Genomic DNA, 21,539 nt, shown 5'->3' with positions numbered 1-21,539 from the left:
GGTTGAACGGGCGGGTGCCACTTTGTTTCTCCACGATACAAAAACTCTCCCGAAGATCGCCACCCGGCCCCCACCTGCCGCGCCCCGCCCCTCGGCCCCGCCCTCCGCGCCACCGCTCAGCGCGTCGTCGGCGGCGACGACGGGAACGTCTTCGTGTACGGATTCGGCAGCCCCGGCGGCGCGATCAGCGCGACCTGCGGCGCCCCGGGCTGCGGCACAGGCGGGGTCATCTGCGCCTTCGGGACCCGCGGCGGCCCGGTCTGCTCGGCGAGGGCCTGGTCCATGTTGACGAGGCCGGTCTTCTCCAGGACCTCCATGTGGTCGCGCACCACGTCGTTGGCCTCGTTCGCGAGCCGCCGTATCTCGGAGTTCTGCGTGGTGGCCCGGATATTGCTGATGGCGGGGAAGATCTGCCCGTGCGTCACGCGCATGATGTTCGACGCCGTGGAGTCGAACTCGGTGCCGCGCTTGGACTCCACGGTCGCCACGAACTGCTGTTGCTGCGCCGTGGGTTGATTGGGCAGGGTGATGCCCAGGTCCTGGGAGATCTTGCGGCAGCTGGCGTCCAGCAGGGAGTGCCCGACGACGAGGTGCCGCCCGGCCGTCTTCATCTCCGGCGTCGTCCCGCGCTTCAGAACCTCCTGGCCCAGGGGGAATTCCCACAGGCCCGCCGATCTGACCTTGACCACGAAGTCCCGGTCGGCCTCGGTGAGCGGACCCCAGCGGGTGCTGGCGACGACGCGCGTCTGCGTCGTGGTCGTGTTCTGCACGCCGAGCACGGCCGGGTAGGCCAGGGCCGAGACGGTCACGATCAACGCGCCGATCACGAAGAGGTTTCCGGCCGTGGAGCGCGAGAGTCGCATGGTGCCTCCAGTCACGAACGAGGGTCACCGGAGAGTACGGACGCGGACCCCGCCCCGATCAGCGCCCGGCGAAAATCCCCACGTTCTTTTTCGGGCCCGCCCCCGGCCAACTCCTGTTTCGTGGGGCCCACTTGTGATCGACCGCCCCGCCCGCCACCATATTGACGCGACCCTGCCACACGCGACGCCCCACGGCGCGCGGCACGGCAGACCCCCGTAACTCCACCCCACATCCAGGGAGTTCACATGCGCCGCACCTCACCCTCGCATCGCGCCCGCTCGGTCTACGCGCGTCGAATATCGATCGCCGGAGCAACCGTCGGCGCCACCGCCCTCGCCCTGCTGCTCACCACCCCGTCCGCCCAGGCCTCCCCGCCCACCCCCGTCAGCGCGGCCACCGCCCGCACCTACCTCGGCGAGCTGACCGAGAAGGCGGAAGGTTCCTCCGACGGCTACAGCCGCGACAAGTTCCCGCACTGGATCACGCAGTCCGGCACGTGCAACACCCGCGAGGAAGTCCTCAAGCGCGACGGCGAGAACGTCCGGACGGGCTCCGACTGCGCCGCGACGTCCGGCAGTTGGTACTCGGAGTACGACGGCGAGACGTGGACGGCGTCCTCCGACGTCGACATCGACCACATCGTCCCGCTGTCCGAGGCATGGAAGTCCGGCGCGAGTTCCTGGACGAACGACCAGCGCCAGGGCTTCGCCAACGACCTCACGCGCCCGCAGCTCATCGCGGTCACCGACAACGTCAACCAGTCCAAGGGCGACCAGGACCCGGCCGAGTGGATGCCCTCGCGCACCGCGTACACCTGCACATATCTGCGGATGTGGGTCCAGGTGAAGCACTACTACAAGCTCAGCGTCGACCCGGCGGAGAAGTCGGCGATCCAGTCGGGGCTCAGCGGCTGCTGAGGGTCACGGCCAGGTCGTTCAGGTATTGCGGAACCGTCCCGCCCACCTCCGGCGTTCCGTACCGTACGGTGCCGGAACGTCGGGGATTCGAGCGGAGGCGATCACGTGGCGAGGCTGCGCCTTGGACCACTGCTGCGGTACGTGGACGAGGAGACGGCGACGGTGTGGGTCGAGGCGAGCCGGCCCTGCGTCGCCGAGGTGCGCTGCGCGGACGGCGCGTCGGGCAGCGCACCCACGTTCCAGATCGACGGGCACCACTACGCGCTGGTCCCGGTCACCGGGCTCACTCCCGGCACGGAGACCACGTACGAGGTGATCCTCGACGGCGGTGGGGTCTGGCCGCTGCCCGACTCCCCGTTCCCGGCCAGCACCATCCGCACCCCGGCGTACGACGCGGACACCCCGGTCCGCGTCACCTTCGGCTCCTGCCGCTGGGCCGCTCCCCCGGCCGCCGAACACGACCCGGTGGGCCCGGACGCCCTCGACACCCTGGCCGCCCGCATCGCAGCCGACCCGGAGGGCGAGCGCCCCGACGTCCTCGTCCTCCTCGGCGACCAGGTCTACGCGGACGAGACGTCCCCGGCGACGCAGCAGTGGCTCGCCCGCCGCCGCGACCTCTCGGACCCGCCCGGCATCGAGGTCGCGGACTACCAGGAGTACACGCACCTCTACTACGAGTCGTGGCTCGACCCCGAGGTCCGCTGGCTGCTTTCGACGGTCCCGAGCGCGATGATCTTCGACGACCACGACCTGATAGACGACTGGAACACCAGCGCCGCCTGGCTCGCGGACATGCGCAAGGTGCCGTGGTGGCGCGAGCGGCTGCTGAGCGGCCTGATGTCGTACTGGGTGCACCAGCACATAGGCAACCTCTCGCCCGCCGCCCTCGCCACCGACCCGGTCTACGCGGCCGTGCGCGCGACCCCCGACGGCACGGACGCACTGCGGGAGTTCGCGGCCCGCGCGGATGCCGATCCCGCCTCGGTCCGCTGGAGCTACCGCCGCGACTTCGGCCGCGTACGGCTGCTGATGGTGGACACCCGGGCGGCCCGCGTCCTCGACGAGCAGCGGCGGGCGATGCTCTCCCCCGGCGAGGCGAAGTGGCTCCGCGAGCAGGCCCTTGCGGACCACGGCACGTACGACCACCTCCTCATCGGCACGTCGCTGCCCTGGCTGCTCCCGCACCTCATCCACGACGCGGAGGGGTGGAACGCGGCGCTGTGCCGGGGCGAGCGCGGGCCGCGCTGGGCGCGGTTCGGGGAGGATCTGCGCCGCAGAGCGGATCTGGAGCACTGGGCGGCGTTCCCGACGTCGTTCGTGGCGCTCGCCGACCTGATCGCGGAGGCGGGCTCGGGCGACGCCGCACCGGCGACCATCTCGGTCCTCTCCGGCGACGTCCACCACGCGTACGTGGCCGAGCCGACCTGGCCCGCGGACGCCGAGGCACCGAGCGCCCGCGTCCTGCAACTCACCTGCTCCCCGGTCCACAACTCCGTGCCCGCGTCCATACGCCTCGGCTTCCGCTTCGGCTGGAGCCGTTTCGGCCGGGTCCTCGGCCGCCGCTTCGCCCGCCACGCCCGCGCGGGCGCCCCGCACATCACCTGGTCCCGCACGGGCGGCCCCTGGTTCGGCAACCAACTCATGACCCTGACCCTGCGCGGCCGCGCGGCGAACCTGTCCTTGGACCAGGCAACCGCGTCCCGCGGCCTGCTCCGAACAGACGAACGCCCCCTTTCAAGCCCCGCCGATTCAAGCCCCGCCGGCGATTGAGCCGAGCGGAGGCCAAATCAAGCCCCTGCGGCGATTGAGCAGCGGGGTCCGGGGCAGAGCCCCGCGACGTGGGAAGACGCTCCCACCCCCCACCGCCCGACCAAGACCGGGTGACCCCGCCCACACCCCCACCACTCCCCGAAGGGAACCGGCATGATGACCCCGTCCGCTTCCCAGCACCCCCACATGCCACGGGAGTCCCACCTTGCCCGTCCCCCACCCCGAGTTCGCCGTCGCCGTCGTCGGCGCGGGACCACGCGGCACCAGCGTCCTGGAACGCCTCACCGCGTCCGCGGACGAGCTGCTGCCGCCCGGGACCCGGCTCACGGTCCACCTGATCGACCCGCACCCGCCGGGCGCGGGCGCGGTCTGGCGCACGGACCAGGCGCCGGAACTCCTGATGAACACGGTCGCCTCACAGGTCACCCTGTTCACCGACGACAGCGTCGACTGCGCGGGCCCGATCCGCCCGGGACCGAGCCTGTACGAGTGGGCCGCACGGCACGACGTACCGGTGGCCCCCGACGCGTACCCGACCCGCGCCCAGTACGGCCGCTACCTGCGCTGGGTGTTCGCGGAGACGGTGGCGTCCGCCCCCGCATCCGTCGAGGTCGTCCCGCACGCCACCCGCGCCGTCCGCCTCGACGACGCCGAGGACGGCCTCCAGACCCTCGCCCTCGCCGACGGCCGCCGCCTCACCGGCCTGCACGCGGTCGTCCTCGCCCAGGGCCATCTGCCCGCCGTCGCCGCCCCGGCCGAGCGCGACCTCACCGAGTACGCCCGGCGGCACGGCCTGCGCCACCTCCCGCCCGCCAACCCGGCCGACCTCGACCTGAGCCGCGTGACCCCCGGCGAACCGGTGCTGCTGCGCGGCCTCGGCCTCAACTTCTTCGACCAGATGGCCCTCTTGACGGAGGGCCGCGGCGGCCGCCACATACGCACGGCGGACGGCGGCCTGCGTTACATACCCTCGGGCAACGAGCCGCGCCTGTACGCGGGTTCGCGCCGCGGCATCCCGCACCAGGCGCGCGGAGACAACGCCAAGGGCGCGTACGGCCGCCACCAACCCGTCGTACTCACCCCGGAGTTGATATCCGGATTCCGCAAACGCGCGGACTCCGGCGACGCCCCCGACTTCCTCGCCGACATCTGGCCGCTGGTCGCGAAGGAGGTCGAAACGGTCTACTACGAGACGCTCCTGCGGACCGCGCAGGCCCGGCCCCGCGCCCACGAGGGCTTCCGCGAACGCTTCCTCGCCACGCCCCACCGCTCCCCTCAAGAGGCCGCGATCCTCCGGGAGTTCGGGATCCCTCAGGACCTGTCGTGGTCCTGGGACCGCGTCTCCCGCCCCGCCTCGGGCCGCACGTACACCTCTCCCACCGCCTGGCGCGCCTGGCTTCTCGGCCATCTTCGCGAGGACGCCGCGCACGCCGCGCTCGGCAACGTCGACGGCCCCGTGAAAGCCGCCCTCGACGTGCTGCGCGACCTCCGCAACGAACTGCGCCTCGTCGTCGACCACGGGGGCCTGACCGGACCCTCGCGCCGCGACCACCTCGACCAGTGGTACACCCCGCTCAACGCCTTCCTGTCGATCGGCCCGCCCCGGCGGCGCATCGAGGAACTGACCGCACTGATCGAGGCCGGCACCCTGACCGTGGTGGGGCCGCGCATGGAGGTGGCGGCACGGGACGGCCGTTTCGTCGCGCACTCACCCGATGTGCCCGGTTCGACCGTGAGGGTCACCACACTCGTCGAGGCCCGGCTGCCCGAGCCCGACCTCCGCAGGACCGCCGACGACCTGCTGATACGGCTCCTGAAGACCGGCGGCGCCCGCCCCCACCGGGTCGAGGGACACGAGACCGGGGGCCTCGACGTCACACCCCGCCCGTACCGCCTGATTGACCGTCAAGGCCGGGCGCACGCACGGCGGTTCGCCTTCGGCGTGCCCACCGAGGGGGTGCACTGGGTGACCGCTGCGGGGGCCCGCCCAGGGGTCGACTCGGTCACCCTCTCCGACGCCGACGCGGTGGCCCGCGCAGCCCTGAACGCCACTGGTACAGCGGCCGAAGCGGAGGCGGATCATGGCCGGATGTTGAACTTGCAAGCACTAATTAGGTTCCCCTAATCTTTGGCGCCCCACACCGGTGGCGGCAGCGGCGACGAAGGCGCTCCGTGCGCCGGATTTCTCGGTTTCGTCCCCACCGACCGAAGGAGCCCCACCATGACTGGACGTCTGAACAGCGCCCAGCCCTACGCTCTCGGCCTCTTCCGCATCGTCATAGGCCTGCTCTTCACCTGCCACGGCGCCTCCTCGCTCTTCGGCGTGCTCGGCGGCGCGATGGGCAACGGCGGCACCGTCCCGACCGGTACCTGGCCCGGCTGGTACGCGGCCGTGATCCAGCTCGTCGGCGGCGCCCTCGTGCTGCTCGGCCTCGGCACCCGCTTCGCCGCCTTCGTCGCGGCCGGCTCGATGGCCTACGCGTACTTCAAGGTCCACCAGCCCGAGGCCCTGTGGCCGCTCCAGAACGGCGGCGAGCCCTCCGTGATGTTCTGCTGGGCGATGCTGCTGCTCGTCTTCACCGGCTCCGGCGCCCTCGGCCTCGACCGCCTCTTCGCCGGACGCGGCGAGCGGGTCGAGGACCCGGCCCCGGCCGGCGAGGCCGTCCCGGCCTGAGGCCCCGCGCGTACGACGGCGGCCCGCTCCCCACGTGGACTCGTGGAGGGCGGGCCGCCTTCGTACGCGTGCGGCCTCAGGAGACCGAGGCGAACGGGACCGTGAAGCACGCCACCCGCTCCCCCGACGAGCCCGGCTTGTCGTGGATCACGACGGAGCCCGCGCCGCCCGGCCGCAGCCCCCACTTCTTGTGGACCTTCGCCCTGCCGTTGCCGTCCGCGTCGGCGGTGAAGTCGAGCCAGAGCTCGTTCTCCTCGGTCACCCGCTTCGGATCCACCACGTTCTGGTAGTGCCCGCCCGCGGCCTCGGGGTCGGCGCCGCACGCCTTCTGGTGCACGTGCGCCCCGTACTCGTGACCCGGCACGAGCCCGCTCACCCGCAGGCTCACCGTCATGCCGGAGTCGGTGCCGTGCTGCGCCACCCGGATCGCCGACGCCGGGGGCACGAGGCCCTTGTCGTACGTGAGCGCCGACGACGCGACGAACGCGTCGGGCGGCGAGAAGTGCCCCGCCGCCCGCACCCAGTAACTCGTCGTCGCGCTGGCCGTGCCGCTGCTCACCGCGAGCACGGCGGCCGCCAGGGCACCCGTCACGATTTTCGCCTTCATTCCCGTTTCCTCCGATCACCCGGGGTCACCAGACCCGCCTCTTGCTGAGCTTTTGGTACGGGACGTGACCGACCCATCACGGCAGGAACACGCGGGAACGTGAGATCCGGAACAACTGTGCCCCTTTCGTCACTTCAGCCACTTCCGAGGCGTACGCTGTACAGCTGACATGTCAGCCGCTCCTGTCGGGAGGGAACGGCCGGAAAGCAGCCGGGCAGCACCGGAACGGTCCGTACGGGAGTAGGCGAGCAGTGCTGGAGAACGTCCTGGGGTCACTGACCGACAGCTCGTGGATCTACGCGATCGTGGCGCTCTCCGTCGTCTTCGACGTGTTCGTGCCCGTGCTGCCCAGCGGCTTCCTCGTGATCGCCGCGGCCACCGCGACCGCGGGCGGCGCGGCCGCCACCGGCGGCGTCCCGCACCCCAACCTCCCGGACCTGCTCGCCCTCACGCTCTGCGCGGCGACGGCCTCGGTCCTCGGCGACCTGGTCGCCTACCGGATCGCCTGGCGCGGCGGCGAGCGCCTGGACCGCGCCCTCGCCCGCTCCCGGCGCCTGAGCACCGCGCAGGAACGTCTCGGCGGGGCGCTCGCGCGGTCCAGCGGCGGGCTGCTCGTGATCATCGCCCGGTTCGCGCCCGCGGGCCGCTCGGTCGTCTCCTTCGCGGCGGGCACGGCGCACCGCAGGGTCCGCGAGTTCCTGCCGTGGTCGGCGGCGGCGGGCGTGGCCTGGGCCGCGTACAGCGTGGCGCTCGGCTACTTCGGCGCCCAGTGGCTGGGCGCGAGCTGGCTCTCCACCGTCGTCTCGGTCCTCGCCCTGGTGGGCGCGGGCGCCGTGGCGGCGTACGTGATGCGCAGGCCGGTACCGGCGGCTCAGGAGGCCTGAGCGGGCTCCGTGGGCCTCTTCGGCTGCGCGGACCCGCGCACTTCGAGGCCGTCGAGCAGCTCGGCGGTCGCGCGGGCGATGTCGTCCACGGCCCGTTCGAACACCGCGCGATTGTGCGCGGCCGGCGCCCGGAAGCCGGACACCTTCCGCACGTACTGGAGGGCTGCGGCCCTGATCTCGTCCTCGGTGGCCTCCTCGGGGAGCGCGGGCGGGCGAAGGGTCTTGATGCTGCGGCACATGCCTCCAGTCTGCCGCCGCGGGGCGCTCCGCACCCGGCGATCGGCCGACGGTCCGGAGCCCGTTCGGCCACACGTTCGCGTGAACTGCCCACCGAAGTGGCCGAAGTTGCTCGCACCCTGAATTCGAACAGACGTACCATTGCCGGGTGGCAGCGACCGATGATTCCGACTTCGACTTTCCCGGCGACCTCCTCGCCGGCCAGGCCGAGCTGCGTCAGATCAGGGCCGAACTCCTGGCCCTGCTCAAGCGGCTCCCCTGGTCGGTCGAGCCCCACGACGCGGTCATGGACACGCACGGGTGGCGCAAGATGGAGCGCGCGGCCTCGCCCGGCTGGAGCGAGGACGATCAGGCGGAGGTCGAGAAACTCCGCAGGCGCGAGCTGGAACTGGCCGTCTTCGTGACGTGCCATCGATACTGGTCCGAGCTGACGGGCGGCGACGCGGTGCGGGCCCGCGCACGCCTCAAGCACGTGCACGACGAGCCCGAGCCCGAGCCCGAGCCCGAACATGGGCAGCCCGGCCCCGAGGACTCCGGACACGACGAAGGCCCCCGGGCCTGATCGCCGAGGGGCCTTCCGTCACGGTGGGCGCGGACGGTTTCGAACCGCCGACATTCTGCTTGTAAGGCAGACGCTCTACCCCTGAGCTACGCGCCCGTGATCCCGGCGTGCGGCCAGGACGAGTGGACAGCCTACCTTGCCGATGCCCCTGCTCGGCAATCAGGTAATCCCCGGAGAACCTCCGGGGAAAGTTACCCGCCGAACCGCGAACTAACGGACCCGTGTGTTCGTCATTAACCGATGGGAGAATGGACCGGGCAGGGCTGATGACGGCACGGACAGCGCGGGAGAGGTTAGTGACGGCGACGACGACCACGAGGAACCCGCGTCAGTCGTCCGCCCCCGGCCCCCGGCGCCCCGAAGCGTCCTTCGGACGCTCCCTCAAGGACACCCTGACGCTCGTCGCCCTCCCGCTCCCCCTCCTCGCGGCCACGCTCACGGGCGCGTTCAACGCGGGAGGCACCCGGCGCTGGTTCGGGGGCCGCGCCGAATCGCAGCGCGCCCAGGCACAGGCCGCCAAGGACGACGCGGCCGCGGCCTTCTACGAGCTGGACACCGCCCAGCGGGACCTGCGCATCTCGATAGAGACGATCACCGCGGTCGACGACTCGCCTGCGGCCCGCCGCGCCGTCGACGAGTTCGCGGGCCTCGGCCGCCGGATCGACGAGGTCAGCGGGCAGTACATCACCGCCGTCGACGCCACCGACCTGGACCGGGACGATCTGGAGGCCGCCGCCGCCTCCCGCGCCCACAGCGAACTGACGCAGGCGAAGCAGCAGTTGACGCAGGTCAAGCAGGACCTGGACCGCTTCGCGCAGGGCATCGGACCGCTGCTCGGCAAGGCGGAGACGCAGCTGGCGCGGGTCGCGCCGTCCGTGGAGCGCGCCCGGCAGTCCCTGCTCGCGGCGACGACCGCGCTCGACGCCGTACGCGAGGCGGGCCTGAAGGCCGACGACCTGGCGGCGCGGCTCGCCGCTCTCGGCCCCGAGCTGACCAAGCTCAACCAGGGGGCGGGGCAGCACGGCGTGCCGGAGACCCTGGAGCGCGCGGAGCGGGTCGCGCGGGACGCCGAGTCCGTGCGGGCCGAGGCCGAGCGGCTGCCCGAGCGGGCCGCCGAGATCGACCGCAGGCTCGTCTCCCTGCGGACCCGCGCCCAGGCGCTCCAGACGCGGGCGGGGCAGGTCGAGCCGGTGCTCAGCGAGCTGCGGCGCCGGTTCACGGCCGCGTGCTGGCAGGACCTTCAGTCCGTGCCGGACACGGCCGCGGAGAACGTGCGGCAGGCCGAGTCCAAGCTCGCCGAGGCCCGCTCGGCCCGCGAAAGCCAGGACTGGCCGAACGCGACGGCGCTGCTGTCCACGGTGCGGGCGCTGCTGAACTCGACGGACGAGTCGGTGTCGGCGGCCTCCGACCGCCTTCAGCGGCTGAACGCGGTGTCCAAGGACCCCCGCGCGGAGATCGACCGCACCCGCTTCGCGATCCGGGACGCCCAGCGCCTCGCCATGGCGGGCCGCTCCACGCCCGACCCGCGGCACGCCCGCCCGCTCGACGAGTCGGTGGCCCGCCTGGACCGCGCCGTCGCGGGTCTTGAGGGGCGCCACCCCGACTACTGGCACTTCCTGACGGAGACGGAGGGCGTGCGGCGGACGGTGGCCCGCGTGGTCACGCAGATCCGGGAGGACCGGGGCGGCGGCGTCTGACGTTGGCGTTCCCCCTGCGACGGGCGGATCCTTGAGGTGCGTACGTGCGTCAGGTGCGCACGTTCCGCGTCGTGCAAGGAGGCGAGGCGATCATGTCCACGCACGTACTCCGCCCCAGGCCCGGGCGCCATGTCACGCTCGACGAGCATCTGCCCCTCGATCACCGGCTCAGCAAGGTGTACCGCACCGGTGCCGGCCTGATGGGCCTCGTCCTGCTCGCCTTCGGCGTCCTCGGGCTCATCGACAAGATCGGTTTCTTCGACACCCGCGGGGACACCGTCGCGGGCCTGAACACGAACGGCGCGCTGAGCGTCCTGTCCATCTGCGTCGGCCTGCTGCTCTTCGCCGGCATGCTGATCGGCGGCAACTTCGCATCGACGCTCAACATGACGCTGGGCATCCTGTTCATCCTCAGCGGCTTCGTGAATCTGGCGCTCCTGGACACCGACCTCAACTTCCTGGCGTTCCGCATCCAGAACGTGCTGTTCAGCTTTGTCGTCGGCGTGCTGCTGATGTGCTTCGGGATGTACGGGCGGGTCAGCGGAACGCTGCCGCACGACAACCCGTACTGGCAGGCCAGGCACGCCCCAACCGACCGGACCTGACCGTACTCTTGGCGCATGCCACGCTACGAGTACCGCTGCCGCAGCTGCGCCACGACGTTCGAACTCACCCGTCCCATGTCCGCCTCCTCGGCCCCGGCCACGTGCCCCGAGGGCCACGAGGACACGACCAAGCTCCTCTCGACGGTGTCCGTGGCCGGGACCGCCGCATCCCCGACGCCGAGCGCCGGGGGCGGCGGATGCTGTGGGGGCGGCTGCTGCGGGTGAGCCGGGGCCGGACGGCCGACACCGGCGTCACGGTCTCGGGGCTCCGCCCCGGACCCCGCTGCTCAATCGCCGCAGGGGCTTGAATGATCCGGTCCCGCCTTGGGCAATCTGCCGCCTTGGGCGGCAGGATGGGCAAGGCGGCACCCCGGTGCCGCGCAACGGAGCCAGGGCGCCGACCCCGGCGCCGCACCGCGCTCACAGCGACCCGAGGAACCCCCGCAACACCGCCTCCCCCGCCGAAACCCCGCGTTCGGCCAAGACCGTCACCCCGGGCGACACCCAGCCCACATCCGCCAGCTCACCGTGCCCGGGCCGCCACCCCCGGTCCACCACGCTGAGCAGATCCGCGTCCAGCAGCGAGTCCCCCGCGCCCAGCGTCTGCCCCGCCCCGACCCTGCGCGCAACCTCCGCAACCGCCGCCCCCTTGGTCAACGGCTTCGGCACGGCGTACACCTTGCGCCCCTGGAGCGACACACCCCAACCGACCCCGTCGGCCCACTCCCCGAGCTCCTTGACCCACCCTTCCGGCAGGGCCGCCCGGTCGACGACCAGGTAAGCGAACAGATCCTCCGCGACCCGCTCCTTGAGCAGCCACGCCGGATCCGCCGCACCGACCATCCGCTCGCGGACCTCCCCGAGCGGCGCGCACTCCGAGTCGAGCCGCTCCCCGACCGCATGCCGCCACTCCGGATCCGACACCCCGTCGACCAGCAGGTGCCCCCCGTTCGCACAGATCGCGTACCTCGGCGCCGCCCCCGGCAGCCGCACCCGCCCGTACTGCTCGCGCGTCCGCGTGGTCGTCGGCACGAACACCGCGCGCTGCCCCAGCTCGACAAGGAGCTCGGCGGCGTCCTCGGTGACGTACGACAGGGGTCTGCCCTCGTACACCTCGACGCAGAGCAGCCGCGGCGCCTGCGCGTCCGGCATGGTGAGGCCGAGCGCGCCGGCGGAGTAGATGAGCGTACGGTCGAGATCGCTCGCGACGACGGTGGTGGTCACTTGGCCGCCACCGCCCTGCCGTCCGTCCCCGTCGCCCCGCGCGTGAACTTCGGGTGGATCAACCCGACGCAGGTGTACGGGAGTTCGCCGACCACCTCGACCGGGACCCCGCGCTGCTCCGCCAGCAACCGCACATGGTCGAGGTCCGCCCCGGCATCCGCCCGCGCCAGGATCTTCCACGGCACCCGCCGCAGCAGCACCCTGGTCGTCTCGCCGACCCCGGGCTTCACCAGGTTCACATCGTGGATCCCGTACTCCTCGCTGATCCGCTCGACGGCGGCCCAGCCTTCCCACGTGGGCGTACGGTCGGCCCCCTGCAACTCCTTGACCTCGGCGTCGACCGCATCCGCGACCTCCGCGAACCGCTCCTCCACCGCGTCGAGGAACCGCCCGGAGACGTCCGAACCGGCCAGCTCGGAGTAGAACTTCGCCCCGTGGAAATCGTCGGGACCGACCAGGTCGGAGCGCAGCACCGTCCGCGAAATCAGCCCCGACACCGTGGAGTTGAGGCAGGCCGAGGGGATGAGGAAGTCCTCCCGCGTGCCGTACGTCCGCACGCACGACCCCGGGTCGGCGAGCACGGCGATCTCCGGGTCGAAGCCCTCGAACTCGGCGACGGCCGCGGCGAGTTCCCGCGTGATGGCGCCCTTGCCGGTCCACCCGTCGACGAACACCACGTCCGCCGGATCGTGGTGCGCGGCGAGCCAGCGCAGCGCGTTCGCGTCGATGCCCCGGCCGCGCACGATGGACACCGCGTAGTGCGGCAGCTCCAGGCCGTGCCGCCGCTGCGCCCAGCGCCGCATCAGCACGCCCACCGGCGTCCCCGCGCGCGCGAGCGACACGAGGACAGGCCGCGGCGAGCGCTCGGCGAGCACCGTCTCGGTGACCACGCCCACCGCGTGGGCTATTCGCCCCGCCGACGCCTCGAGGGCCGCGTGGAACAGCTCCTGGTACTCGGCGCTCGGCTGGTACTCGACGGGCAGCGACTCCGCGTAGTGAGCGCCGCCGCCCTGAATGGCCTCCTCGCGCTCCTCGGTGGGCGCCTCAAGGCGTACGTCCGAGAGATCCTGGAGCAGCCACCCCACCTCGTCCGGCGCGTACGAGGAGAACGCGGGGCCGCGCAGCGGCTCGGGCAACGGCATGGGGGGCCTTTCCTGAGGGACGTACGAGGGCACCACGGCCACGACCACCCGCGAGGCGTGCTCGGAGACCCGCTCCAACAGCCCGCCGGGCCCTTCGAGTTCGGCGGTGTCGCCGACCGAGTCGAGCACGACGACGACCGTGTCGAAGCCGCCCCCCGCGACGTTGTACGCGAACCGCTCCCCCGGCCCGTCGGCCGGAGCGTCGTGCGCCGGGAAGACGAGGCGGCTGCGGATCGCGTAGCCGGGGTCGTCGACGGCGAGGACGGGCGAGCGGGTCGTGGTGGAGTACACGACGTCGGCGCCCGCCGCCTCCAGCTCGGTGGCGAGGCGCAGCGGCGCGTACATCAGCTCCTCGTTGCCGAGGACGAGTACGCGGCCCTCGCCGAGGTGCGGCGCGAGGCGCGCGGCCATGCCGGGCAGCGCCGCCTCGAGGCGCTCCCGGTGCTCCGGGGTGAACCCGTGCCGCCCGCCGTCCGGCAGGCCCCGCGGCCAGCCTAGGTCATCGAGGCGTATCAGCTCGGCGCGCTCCCCGCGGGGCGCGGGCAGCCGCCCGCCCTCGTGCTCCGCGACGAGCGCCTGCCCCTTCTCCAGCACCCCGTCCGGAAGCTGCACCGCACCGCGCGCCGCGACCACGAGGTCGACCCGCGCCCCTATCTCGCGCGCGAACTCCTCGAGCCGCCCCTGGTCGCCCGGCGAGCGCATGTCGACGAGCGCGACGATCACGTAGTGGCCGCGCGCGTGCAGTTCGTGCAGCGCCCGGATGGTGTTCAGGACGGTGTTCCCCGTGGAGAACTCGTCGTCGACGAGGACCAGCGGTCCACCCCCCGCGAGGAGCTGCGGGTCCTCGGGCAGCAGCAGGTGCGAGGTGGCGTGCGAGTGGGACTCCTCGAAGCCGCCCGCGCGGGCCACGCCCTCGACGGGCCTGCGCGTGGAGTGCAGATAGGGCGCGAGGGCGAGGCCGTCGGCCACCGAGTGCCCGAGCCCCGTCGCCGTCTCCGCGTAGCCGAGGACGACCGCGCGGCGCGCCGCCTCGTCGCCCAGCAACTCCCGGACCCGTACGCCGAGTTCGCGGCCCGCGCCCCACACCACGGAGGGGCGCTGCGGGACATGCTTGCCCAGCACGTTCGACACCAGCAGGTGCGCTCTCTTGGGGTTGCGGCGCAGCGCGAGCCCCAGCAGCTCGGGCAGCTCCCGGTCGCCCGTCAGCCCGACCCCGAGCCGCTCGGCGACCCACTCCCCTGACCACACCACGTTCCCGCTGCCTCTCGTCTGTTCACCCTGCCCGGAAGCCGGGCCCACCTCTGCACGCGCCCCGAAGGCGCTCATCCCGGCAACCCGGCCGTCAGCAGCTCCACGAACCCCACGTCCTCCCGCGCCACCCCGAACGCCTCCGCGCGCCGCAGCGTCCGCTCGGCCCACGCGCGGTGCGGCTTCACCTCGTTCATCTTGTTCGTGTACGCCGACCTGAGCACACCGCCGCCGCCCCGCTCGGGCCGCAGTATGTCGCAGGCGTCGCTGTACTCCTCGTGGCTGACCACGGAGAGCGCGTGCACGGGCAGTACGTGGGTGGGGTGGATGCAGGTCTTGCCGAGCAGGCCGTTGGCCCGGTCCAGCTCGATCTCGCGGAGCAGCCCGTCCATGTCGTGCTGGATGAGCGCCTGGCGCAGGTCGTCTGCCCGGCCCTCCAGGAAGGGGCTGCGGCGCAGCTGCGGCTTGAACATGCGCTCCTGGTGGCGGAAGTACTCCCAGACGGGGCCGGTCACCGTGAACCCCGTGCCGTCCGCCCGGCCCAGCAGGTTGACCACGTCCCCGATGACGGAGGCCACGATCTGGACGTCGTACGCCGTCATGTCCGCCGGCCTGCGCAGCCCGTACGCGGAGCAGAAGTCTGTGACGCCGAGGCGCAGCGCGAGGACGCGGTCGCGGTACTTGTCGACGGTGCGGGCGATGCCGGCCAGGGTGTCGCCGCGCGTCTCCAGGTGCAGCAGCTCTGCCGACTCCAGGACCGGCATGGCGAAAAGCCGCCGCCCGGAGGCCGCCTCGGCGGCGGTGAGGGCCTCCAGGAACGGAACCCCCCGCTCCTCGGTGAACTTCGGCAGCACGAATCCGGACAGCAGGTCCACGGAGCTGCCGAGCCGCGCCACGAGGTCGGTGATCTGCTCCGGGTCCCGTACCCGGATGAAGAGCAGGGGCGGCTCGGCGCCCTCGGTCCCCCGGCGCGCGAGGTCGGCGAACTGCCGCACGAGGTTCTCCTCGGCGCCCTGCACCTCGCCGTCGTGTATCGAGTCCTCCAGGCACAGCACCATGGAGACGACGCCTCGCCCGGCCTGCTTGAGCACGTCGTCCGCGAGCTGGAGGCGGGTCGCCGGACTGTAGAGCGTCGCCCCGAGCGCCGCCGCGAGCATGTGGGGCGGGGAGTCCGCGGTGAAGTCCCGCGGCTCCTCGTGGAACAGACGCTCCCGCACCTCAGGGGCGATGTGCCCGAAATGACGCATAAGACTCCCCCGCACTGCCGTGCCACCCGAAATGATGTGGCCGGTAATAGTACGTACAAGGGTGTGTCAAAGGTTCCCGTCCGCAATGAAATTCTGGTAACCGGCGCATGTCGCGCGCTGTTTCCGGCCTCGCGCGCGGCGGGACGATGCCTGCGCACAGAGATGTCGATCTTTGCACCCCGCGTTGTCCCGGCCAGGAGCGGGGAGGCAGGATGACCGCATGACGCACGCGATGCTCAAGGGGGCGAACGTCCCGCTCGACGCCACAGCGGTGCGCGCCGTGCTCCACTGGTCTCCGGGGCAGGGCGTGTCGGCCGTTGACGCTTCGGCGCTGTTGCTCGCCGCGGACGGCCGGGTCCGTTCCGACGACGACTTCGTCTTCTACAACCAGCCGCGCCACCCCGACGGGAAGGTCTGGCGGCTCGGCCAGAAGCGCGTGGCCGACGGCATGACGGACACCATCCAGGCCGACCTCTCGGGCGTCCCCGCGGAGATCGCCCGGATCCTCGTGACGGCCTCCACGGACCCGGACGCCACCCCGTTCGAGAACGTCCGGTCACTGCGGCTGTCCCTCTACGACGCAGGCGCCGAGGCCGCCGAGCCGATCGCGTACTTCGACATCAAGCCGGAGACCGGCGCCGAGACCGCGCTGATCTGCGGCGAGCTGTACCGGCGCGGTGACGGCTGGCGGCTGCGCGCGGTCGGCGAGGGCTACTCCGACGGCCTGGTGGGCCTCGCCACGGACTTCGGCATCTCGGTCGACGAGTCCGCCGAGCCCGAGGGCGCGCCCGTCACCGAGCCCGAGGCCGAGACCGCCCCGGTCGCGCGGCCCCCCGTCGCCCCCGCCCCGGCCGCCGAGCCCGCGCCGCCCCTCGCGGCCCCCGGCCCGATGCCCGAGGCCGCGCCGGTCGCGGCGGCCTCGTTCCCGCTGCCGCCCCAGCAGCCGCCCTCGTACGGCTATCCGCCCGCGGCCGCCACCCAGCAGCAGCCGCCCGCGTACGGGTACCCGCAGCCGGTGTCGGCGTGGCCCGACCCGGCCTTCAAGCTCCCGCCGCAGGGGCCGCAGTTCATCGGCCAGTGACGGACTTGTAGCCGCGGCCCCACTGAAGGCCCCAGCCGTACAGCCGGTCGAGCTCGGCCTGGAACCCGTACACGAAGCGCACCTCGCGTCGCACGACGAAGTCGCCCTTCACGTTCTCGATGGAGACCACGGCGCACGAACGGGCCTGCGGCGCCCGCTCGTCGAGGCTGATCTCGATGCGGGGGCCGTTGCTCGGGTACAGCGTCACATGGGCGTGCGTACGGTCGAACGCCGGCGTCTGGTCGTAGATGTAGACGAACACCAGCAGGCGCTTGATGGAGTCGCGGTGATCGAGATTGACGTAGATCGTCTCACCGGACGCCGAGCCGAACCGGTCGTCGCCGCTGAGCTTGACGTACGGCGCCTCGTTGAGCGCCCCGAAGAAGCTGCCGAGCGGCTGCACGACGCCCTTCTCGCCGTCCTTCAGCTCGTACAGGCAGCCGAGGTCGAGGTCCACATTGACCATCGACTGGGTGTGTGCCTGCACCACATCGGGTTTGAACATGCTGAACGGATGCCGCATCAGGCTGTTCCGCTTGGGCCCGCCGATGTCCGAAGTGCGCATCCGCCACGACAGATTGATCCGCAGATTGCCGGTGGCCGCGCCCTGTTTGGAGAGCGAGACGACCGGATGTCGCTTGGTGAGTTCGATGGCGTTGGTCGCCGCGCTGCCCGAATCGAACTCGAACTGCGCGGAGTTCCCGCGCCATAGCCTGTCCCAGAAGGACATACCGCCCCCAAGTGCCGCCGTCCATGCCGACGGGGCGGCCGCTGAGGACTTGTCCTCGTACAACCGCCCCGCTCACAGCGTTCCAGGAATGACCCAGGGGTCAAACCCGTGAATCAGACTCCTGATGACACCTCGGTCTTGTCCGCGCTCCCGGATCCGCCCTCGGCCGCCGCGATGCGCTTGTTGCGGCGCACGGAGGACAGGAACGACCAGGCGATCAGGACGACGCCGATCATGCCCGTGATGAGCTCGCTGATCTGGTACTGGATGGTGACCAGGAGGATCACGGCGAGCGCGCCGATCGCGTAGTGCGCGCCGTGCTCCAGGTACACGTAGTCGTCCAGGGTGCCCTGGCGGACCAGGTAGACCGTCAGCGAACGGACGTACATGGCACCGATGCCGAGGCCGAGCGCCATCATCACGATGTCGTTGGTGATGGCGAAGGCGCCGACCACTCCGTCGAAGGAGAAGGACGCGTCCAGGACCTCAAGGTAGAGGAACATGAAGAACGCGGCCTTGCCGGCCATCACCACCGCGGACTGCGGCTTGCCCTCGCGCTTGGCCTGCTCCTCGGCCTCGTGCTCACGCTCCTCCTCTTCCTCGAGACGGTGCTCGAAGAAGCCCGAGAGGCCGTTTACGACGAGGTACGTGATGAGGCCCGCGACACCCGCGAGCAACACGGTGGCCTGCTTGTCCGCGTGGGCGCCGCCGTGCTGGTGGGCGTTGACCGCGACGGTCATGGAGGCGACGAGCAGCACGATCAGGGCGATGCAGACCGACAGCATGTCGACCTTGCCGAGCTTGGCGAGCGGCCGCTCCAGCCAGCCCAGCCACTTGATGTCGCGCTCCTCGAAGATGAAGTCGAGGAAGATCATGAACAGGAACATGCCGCCGAAGGCGGCGATGGACGGGTGCGCGTCCGTGACCAGCTGCTGGTAGCGGTCGGGCTGGTTGAACGCGAGGTCGACCGCCTCGATCGGCCCCAGCTTCGCGCTGATGGCGACGATCACCACGGGGAAGACGAGGCGCATGCCGAAGACGGCGATCAGGACACCGACCGTGAGGAAGATCTTCTGCCAGAAGGCACTCATCTTCTTCAGGATTCCGGCGTTGACCACAGCGTTGTCGAAGGACAGCGAGATCTCCAGGATCGCGAGGATCGCGACGACCCCGAAGGCCTCCCATCCGCCGTAGAACACCGCGGCGATCAAGCCGAGCACGGTGATCGCGAACGACCAGCCGAAGGTTTTCAGAAGCACTGGCTACCCCATCATCTGAACGGGTTTCCCCGTGCTGGTTGTACGGGGCTCCCCCGCTCCGCGCACGGCTTTACGAAACATTGACCCCGAAGTCTAGAGCGATGCCCCGGAGCCCGGACGCGTACCCCTGGCCGACTGCCCGGAACTTCCACTCTCCTCCGTATCGGTACACCTCGCCAAAGATCATGGCAGTTTCGGTGGAGGCGTCCTCGGAGAGGTCGTAACGGGCGAGTTCCTGTCCGTCCGCCTGGTTCACGACGCGGATGAACGCGTTGCTGACCTGGCCGAAGGTCTGGCTCCTGTTGTCCGCGTCATGGATGGAGACCGGGAAAATGATCTTGTCGCAGCCGGCCGGCACCTTGGAGAGGTCGACCAGGATCGACTCGTCGTCGCCCTCACCCTCGCCGGTGAGGTTGTCCCCGGTGTGCTCGACCGAGCCGTCGGGGCTCGTGAGCTGGTTGTAGAAGATGAACCACTCGTCGCCCATGACCCGGCCGCCGCTGCACAGCAGCGCGCTGGCGTCGAGGTCGAAGTCGGCTCCGGTGGTGGAGCGCGCGTCCCATCCGAGCCCGACCAGGATCTGGGTGAGGTTCGGTGCGGCCTTGGAGAGGGAGACATTGCCTCCCTTGGCGAGTGTGACGCCCATGATCGTGGTCCTCCCCGAGGTGTGGCGGTGCTGTGGTCGAGCGCGTCCGGCGCCGCACTGGGAGTGCGGCGCCGGACGGGATGAACGTGCTGCGGTGCTTCGGCTCAGACGTTGACGCCGAAGTCCTGCGCGATGCCGCGCAGGCCCGAGGCGTAGCCCTGGCCGACGGCGCGGAACTTCCACTCCGCCCCGTTGCGGTACAGCTCACCGAAGACCATGGCGGTCTCGGTGGAGGCGTCCTCGGAGAGGTCGTAACGGGCGATCTCCGTGCCGCCCGCCTGGTTCACGACGCGGATGAACGCGTTGCGCACCTGGCCGAAGGACTGCTGACGGTTCTCGGCGTCGTAGATGGACACCGGGAAGACGATCTTGTCGACATCGGCCGGAACCGAGGCGAGGTCGACCTTGACCTGCTCGTCGTCGCCCTCGCCCTCACCGGTGGTGTTGTCACCGGTGTGCTCGACCGAGCCGTCGGCGCTCTTCAGGTTGTTGAAGAACACGAAGTCCTGGTCGTTGCGGACCTTGCCCTCGGCGTTCGTCAGGATGGCGCTGGCGTCGAGGTCGAAGTCCGTACCCGTGGTGGTACGGACGTCCCACCCAAGGCCCACGACCACGGCCGTGAGGCCCGGGGCCTCCTTGCTCAGCGATACGTTGCCGCCCTTGCTGAGGCTGACTCCCACGAATCCTCCCTATGGTCTCTAGGGGCGGGGAGCCCCCGTGCTGCTCTGGTATCGGATCAACGTCTGGATCCTAGTAAGGGGTTCCCGCCCCGGCGAGGGATCCTGCACGGTGTCGTCCGTCGGTGCTTCGCCTACAGGGCGTCGATCGCCTTGACGTACTCGTTCAGGTCACGCGCGTCCGGCAGCCCGTTGACGACGGTCCAGCGGACCACGCCCTCCTTGTCGATGATGAAGGTGCCGCGCACCGCGCAGCCCTTCTCCTCGTCGAAGACGCCGTACGCGCGCGAGGCCTCGCCGTGCGGCCAGAAGTCGCTCAGGAGCGGGTACTCCAGGCCCTCCTGCTCGGCGAAGACGCGCAGCGAGAACGGGGAGTCGTTCGATACGGCGAGCAGCTGCACGTCGTCGTTGACGAACTTCGGCAGTTCGTCCCGCAGCGCACACAGTTCCCCGGTGCACACGCCGGTGAAGGCGAACGGGTAGAAGAGCAGCACCACGTTCTTCTCGCCCCGGAAGTCCGAGAGCTTCACGGTCTCACCGTGCTGGTTCTTGAGCTCGATCTCCGGAGCCTTGGTGCCGGCCTCGATCGCCATGGTGAAGCTTCCCTTCCGTGGGGCTGTTCGGGTGGCTTCAGCCTAGTTGGCCGCGTACGGGCGCCGCCGCGCAGGTGGGTGCCGGGCGCCCTGTCATGCGTGAGGGCCCCCGCGGGCGCTGTGGCGCACCTGCGGGGACCCTCTTTACCGTTCTCGTTCCGCTGCGGCTGCTATCGCTTCTTGGCTGCCGCCTTCGGCGTGGCCAGACGGCTTGCGGTCCAGTCCTTACCCGCGCTGACGCTCTTGCTCGCGGTCAGGCCCGCCGTAGTGGCGGCCTCGCCGATCTCACTGGCCTCGACGTACCCGTCACGGCCGGTCTTCGGCGTCAGAAGCAGGATGGAGCCGCCCTCCTCCATGTAAGCGATGGCGTCCACCAGCGCATCAGTAAGGTCCCCGTCGTCATCCCGGAACCAGAGCACCACGGCGTCAGCCACGTCGTCGTAGTCCTCGTCGACGAGCTCGGAGCCGATGGCCGCCTCGATGGTCTCTCGGAGCTCCTGATCGACGTCGTCGTCGTAGCCGATCTCCTGGACCACCTGGTCGGTCTGGAAACCAAGCCTTACGGCAAGGTTCGTTTCCGCGTGGTCCGCGGTCGCGCTCACGGATTGCCTCCTGATCGTGTTTACGAAGTTGTCTACAGCCTCGCGTACGCGCGAAGCATTGGCCGTAGTCCACACGTGCGCGACGGATCGCGCAAGTACCCGGCCGTCAAGACCGCCGAAACGGTGACTTTCCAGGCTGTGTCACCGCAACTCCTGTCAAGGATCCCCGCTGGCCAGTGATGTATGCCACAGCGATCTGTCAGCTTTGCCCGTCACTGCCCGAGCACCGAGCGCTACCAGGGTCCGTCACCCCCACGGAACACCTGAGCGAAA

The 21,539-nt window shown here is 71.0% G+C and carries 22 protein-coding genes and 1 tRNA gene; 10 read left to right on the top strand and 13 right to left on the bottom strand.

The window, feature by feature from the left end; all coding sequences use genetic code 11:
* Positions 1–116: 116 nt before the first annotated feature.
* Positions 117–863 (bottom strand): DUF4142 domain-containing protein, encoded by a 747-nt coding sequence (locus ACNYS0_RS28035; RefSeq protein WP_422477240.1) that lies wholly within the window; start codon positions 861–863, stop codon positions 117–119.
* A 246-nt stretch (positions 864–1,109) separates the two neighbouring features.
* On the opposite strand from ACNYS0_RS28035, the gene ACNYS0_RS28030 reads away from it, so the two are divergent.
* The 4 genes from ACNYS0_RS28030 to ACNYS0_RS28015 all read left to right on the top strand — a co-directional run bounded on the left by ACNYS0_RS28030 (position 1,110) and on the right by ACNYS0_RS28015 (position 6,225).
* On the top strand, positions 1,110–1,781 hold the full coding sequence (locus ACNYS0_RS28030; protein ID WP_422477238.1) for an HNH endonuclease family protein: 672 nt from the start codon (positions 1,110–1,112) through the stop codon (positions 1,779–1,781).
* Positions 1,782–1,886: 105 nt separating this feature from the next.
* The gene (locus ACNYS0_RS28025; RefSeq protein WP_422477236.1) at positions 1,887–3,551 is read left to right on the top strand and encodes an alkaline phosphatase D family protein; all 1,665 of its coding nucleotides are present in this window, start codon (positions 1,887–1,889) and stop codon (positions 3,549–3,551) included.
* A gap of 205 nt (positions 3,552–3,756) precedes the next feature.
* A complete protein-coding gene (locus ACNYS0_RS28020; RefSeq protein WP_422477234.1) occupies positions 3,757–5,676 on the top strand; it encodes an FAD/NAD(P)-binding protein in 1,920 nt (639 codons plus the stop codon).
* 96 nt (positions 5,677–5,772) lie between these two features.
* Positions 5,773–6,225 carry a DoxX family protein gene (locus tag ACNYS0_RS28015; RefSeq protein ID WP_422477232.1) on the top strand — a complete coding sequence of 151 codons (453 nt, stop codon included), beginning with the start codon at positions 5,773–5,775 and terminating at the stop codon, positions 6,223–6,225.
* A 76-nt stretch (positions 6,226–6,301) separates the two neighbouring features.
* On the opposite strand, the gene ACNYS0_RS28010 is transcribed toward ACNYS0_RS28015, so the two are convergent.
* Positions 6,302–6,832: a superoxide dismutase family protein gene (locus tag ACNYS0_RS28010; RefSeq protein ID WP_422477230.1), complete on the bottom strand. Its 531-nt coding sequence runs from the start codon at positions 6,830–6,832 to the stop codon at positions 6,302–6,304.
* Between the two features lie 251 nt (positions 6,833–7,083).
* Here ACNYS0_RS28010 and ACNYS0_RS28005 point away from each other — a divergent pair, with 251 nt between their 5' ends.
* Positions 7,084–7,716, top strand: a complete 633-nt coding sequence (locus ACNYS0_RS28005; RefSeq protein ID WP_422477228.1) for a DedA family protein — start codon at positions 7,084–7,086, stop codon at positions 7,714–7,716.
* On the opposite strand, the gene ACNYS0_RS28000 is transcribed toward ACNYS0_RS28005, so the two are convergent.
* Entirely contained in the window at positions 7,704–7,955 is a 252-nt protein-coding gene (locus tag ACNYS0_RS28000; RefSeq protein ID WP_422477226.1) for a DUF2277 domain-containing protein, read from the bottom strand. The two genes, ACNYS0_RS28005 and ACNYS0_RS28000, sit on opposite strands and share 13 nt — an antisense overlap.
* Positions 7,956–8,101: 146 nt before the next feature.
* Between ACNYS0_RS28000 and ACNYS0_RS27995 the strand changes: the two genes are divergently transcribed.
* Positions 8,102–8,515 (top strand): hypothetical protein, encoded by a 414-nt coding sequence (locus tag ACNYS0_RS27995; RefSeq protein WP_422477224.1) that lies wholly within the window; start codon positions 8,102–8,104, stop codon positions 8,513–8,515.
* 24 nt (positions 8,516–8,539) lie between these two features.
* Here the strand turns inward: ACNYS0_RS27995 and ACNYS0_RS27990 are convergent.
* A tRNA-Val gene (locus tag ACNYS0_RS27990) sits at positions 8,540–8,611 on the bottom strand.
* A gap of 170 nt (positions 8,612–8,781) precedes the next feature.
* On the opposite strand from ACNYS0_RS27990, the gene ACNYS0_RS27985 reads away from it, so the two are divergent.
* The 3 genes from ACNYS0_RS27985 to ACNYS0_RS27975 all read left to right on the top strand — a co-directional run bounded on the left by ACNYS0_RS27985 (position 8,782) and on the right by ACNYS0_RS27975 (position 11,042).
* Entirely contained in the window at positions 8,782–10,212 is a 1,431-nt protein-coding gene (locus ACNYS0_RS27985; protein WP_422482795.1) for a hypothetical protein, read from the top strand.
* Positions 10,213–10,304: 92 nt separating this feature from the next.
* Positions 10,305–10,817 carry a DUF4383 domain-containing protein gene (locus tag ACNYS0_RS27980; RefSeq protein ID WP_422477222.1) on the top strand — a complete coding sequence of 171 codons (513 nt, stop codon included), beginning with the start codon at positions 10,305–10,307 and terminating at the stop codon, positions 10,815–10,817.
* A gap of 15 nt (positions 10,818–10,832) precedes the next feature.
* Entirely contained in the window at positions 10,833–11,042 is a 210-nt protein-coding gene (locus ACNYS0_RS27975) for an FmdB family zinc ribbon protein (RefSeq protein WP_422477220.1), read from the top strand.
* Positions 11,043–11,237: 195 nt separating this feature from the next.
* Here ACNYS0_RS27975 and ACNYS0_RS27970 read toward each other — a convergent pair whose 3' ends face one another.
* From ACNYS0_RS27970 to ACNYS0_RS27960, 3 genes are all read right to left on the bottom strand, one after another.
* Positions 11,238–11,969, bottom strand: coding sequence for an HAD family hydrolase (locus tag ACNYS0_RS27970; protein WP_422482794.1), 732 nt, complete (start codon positions 11,967–11,969; stop codon positions 11,238–11,240).
* 68 nt (positions 11,970–12,037) lie between these two features.
* Positions 12,038–14,434, bottom strand: coding sequence for a phosphoribosyltransferase (locus ACNYS0_RS27965; RefSeq protein ID WP_422477218.1), 2,397 nt, complete (start codon positions 14,432–14,434; stop codon positions 12,038–12,040).
* A 71-nt stretch (positions 14,435–14,505) separates the two neighbouring features.
* The gene (locus tag ACNYS0_RS27960; RefSeq protein WP_422477216.1) at positions 14,506–15,678 is read right to left on the bottom strand and encodes an HpcH/HpaI aldolase/citrate lyase family protein; all 1,173 of its coding nucleotides are present in this window, start codon (positions 15,676–15,678) and stop codon (positions 14,506–14,508) included.
* Between the two features lie 220 nt (positions 15,679–15,898).
* Between ACNYS0_RS27960 and ACNYS0_RS27955 the strand changes: the two genes are divergently transcribed.
* Positions 15,899–16,759, top strand: a complete 861-nt coding sequence (locus ACNYS0_RS27955) for a TerD family protein (RefSeq protein ID WP_422477214.1) — start codon at positions 15,899–15,901, stop codon at positions 16,757–16,759.
* Here ACNYS0_RS27955 and ACNYS0_RS27950 read toward each other — a convergent pair.
* The 6 genes from ACNYS0_RS27950 to ACNYS0_RS27925 form a co-directional block, all read right to left on the bottom strand.
* Positions 16,746–17,489: a TerD family protein gene (locus ACNYS0_RS27950; RefSeq protein ID WP_422477212.1), complete on the bottom strand. Its 744-nt coding sequence runs from the start codon at positions 17,487–17,489 to the stop codon at positions 16,746–16,748. The two genes, ACNYS0_RS27955 and ACNYS0_RS27950, sit on opposite strands and share 14 nt — an antisense overlap.
* Before the next feature lie 113 nt (positions 17,490–17,602).
* Positions 17,603–18,748 (bottom strand): DUF475 domain-containing protein, encoded by a 1,146-nt coding sequence (locus ACNYS0_RS27945; protein ID WP_422477210.1) that lies wholly within the window; start codon positions 18,746–18,748, stop codon positions 17,603–17,605.
* A 70-nt stretch (positions 18,749–18,818) separates the two neighbouring features.
* Positions 18,819–19,394, bottom strand: coding sequence for a TerD family protein (locus ACNYS0_RS27940; RefSeq protein ID WP_422477208.1), 576 nt, complete (start codon positions 19,392–19,394; stop codon positions 18,819–18,821).
* Between the two features lie 104 nt (positions 19,395–19,498).
* Positions 19,499–20,074, bottom strand: a complete 576-nt coding sequence (locus ACNYS0_RS27935) for a TerD family protein (protein ID WP_399233230.1) — start codon at positions 20,072–20,074, stop codon at positions 19,499–19,501.
* Between the two features lie 131 nt (positions 20,075–20,205).
* Complete coding sequence (locus ACNYS0_RS27930) at positions 20,206–20,664, bottom strand: peroxiredoxin (RefSeq protein ID WP_266720040.1); 459 nt, start codon at positions 20,662–20,664, stop codon at positions 20,206–20,208.
* A 170-nt stretch (positions 20,665–20,834) separates the two neighbouring features.
* Entirely contained in the window at positions 20,835–21,266 is a 432-nt protein-coding gene (locus ACNYS0_RS27925) for a DUF3052 domain-containing protein (protein ID WP_266720038.1), read from the bottom strand.
* Positions 21,267–21,539 lie beyond the last annotated feature (273 nt).

Origin of the sequence: Streptomyces anthophorae, from assembly GCF_049310305.1 — a bacterium.
GTDB lineage: Bacteria > Actinomycetota > Actinomycetes > Streptomycetales > Streptomycetaceae > Streptomyces.
The sequence above is the reverse complement of the archived record's forward strand: the minus strand, read 5'-3'. Positions and strand labels throughout refer to the sequence as shown.

Bases quoted from the DNA above. Each gene is read 5' to 3' on its own strand.
- ACNYS0_RS28035 (WP_422477240.1), bottom strand. From the start codon at position 863: ATGCGACTCTCGCGCTCCACGGCCGGAAACCTCTTCGTGATCGGCGCG.
- ACNYS0_RS28030 (WP_422477238.1), top strand. From the start codon at position 1,110: ATGCGCCGCACCTCACCCTCGCATCGCGCCCGCTCGGTCTACGCGCGT.
- ACNYS0_RS28015 (WP_422477232.1), top strand. From the start codon at position 5,773: ATGACTGGACGTCTGAACAGCGCCCAGCCCTACGCTCTCGGCCTCTTC.
- ACNYS0_RS28010 (WP_422477230.1), bottom strand. From the start codon at position 6,832: ATGAAGGCGAAAATCGTGACGGGTGCCCTGGCGGCCGCCGTGCTCGCG.
- ACNYS0_RS28000 (WP_422477226.1), bottom strand. From the start codon at position 7,955: ATGTGCCGCAGCATCAAGACCCTTCGCCCGCCCGCGCTCCCCGAGGAG.
- ACNYS0_RS27985 (WP_422482795.1), top strand. From the start codon at position 8,782: ATGACGGCACGGACAGCGCGGGAGAGGTTAGTGACGGCGACGACGACC.
- ACNYS0_RS27980 (WP_422477222.1), top strand. From the start codon at position 10,305: ATGTCCACGCACGTACTCCGCCCCAGGCCCGGGCGCCATGTCACGCTC.
- ACNYS0_RS27975 (WP_422477220.1), top strand. From the start codon at position 10,833: ATGCCACGCTACGAGTACCGCTGCCGCAGCTGCGCCACGACGTTCGAA.
- ACNYS0_RS27970 (WP_422482794.1), bottom strand. From the start codon at position 11,969: ATGCCGGACGCGCAGGCGCCGCGGCTGCTCTGCGTCGAGGTGTACGAG.
- ACNYS0_RS27960 (WP_422477216.1), bottom strand. From the start codon at position 15,678: ATGCGTCATTTCGGGCACATCGCCCCTGAGGTGCGGGAGCGTCTGTTC.
- ACNYS0_RS27955 (WP_422477214.1), top strand. From the start codon at position 15,899: ATGACGCACGCGATGCTCAAGGGGGCGAACGTCCCGCTCGACGCCACA.
- ACNYS0_RS27950 (WP_422477212.1), bottom strand. From the start codon at position 17,489: ATGTCCTTCTGGGACAGGCTATGGCGCGGGAACTCCGCGCAGTTCGAG.
- ACNYS0_RS27940 (WP_422477208.1), bottom strand. From the start codon at position 19,394: ATGGGCGTCACACTCGCCAAGGGAGGCAATGTCTCCCTCTCCAAGGCC.
- ACNYS0_RS27930 (WP_266720040.1), bottom strand. From the start codon at position 20,664: ATGGCGATCGAGGCCGGCACCAAGGCTCCGGAGATCGAGCTCAAGAAC.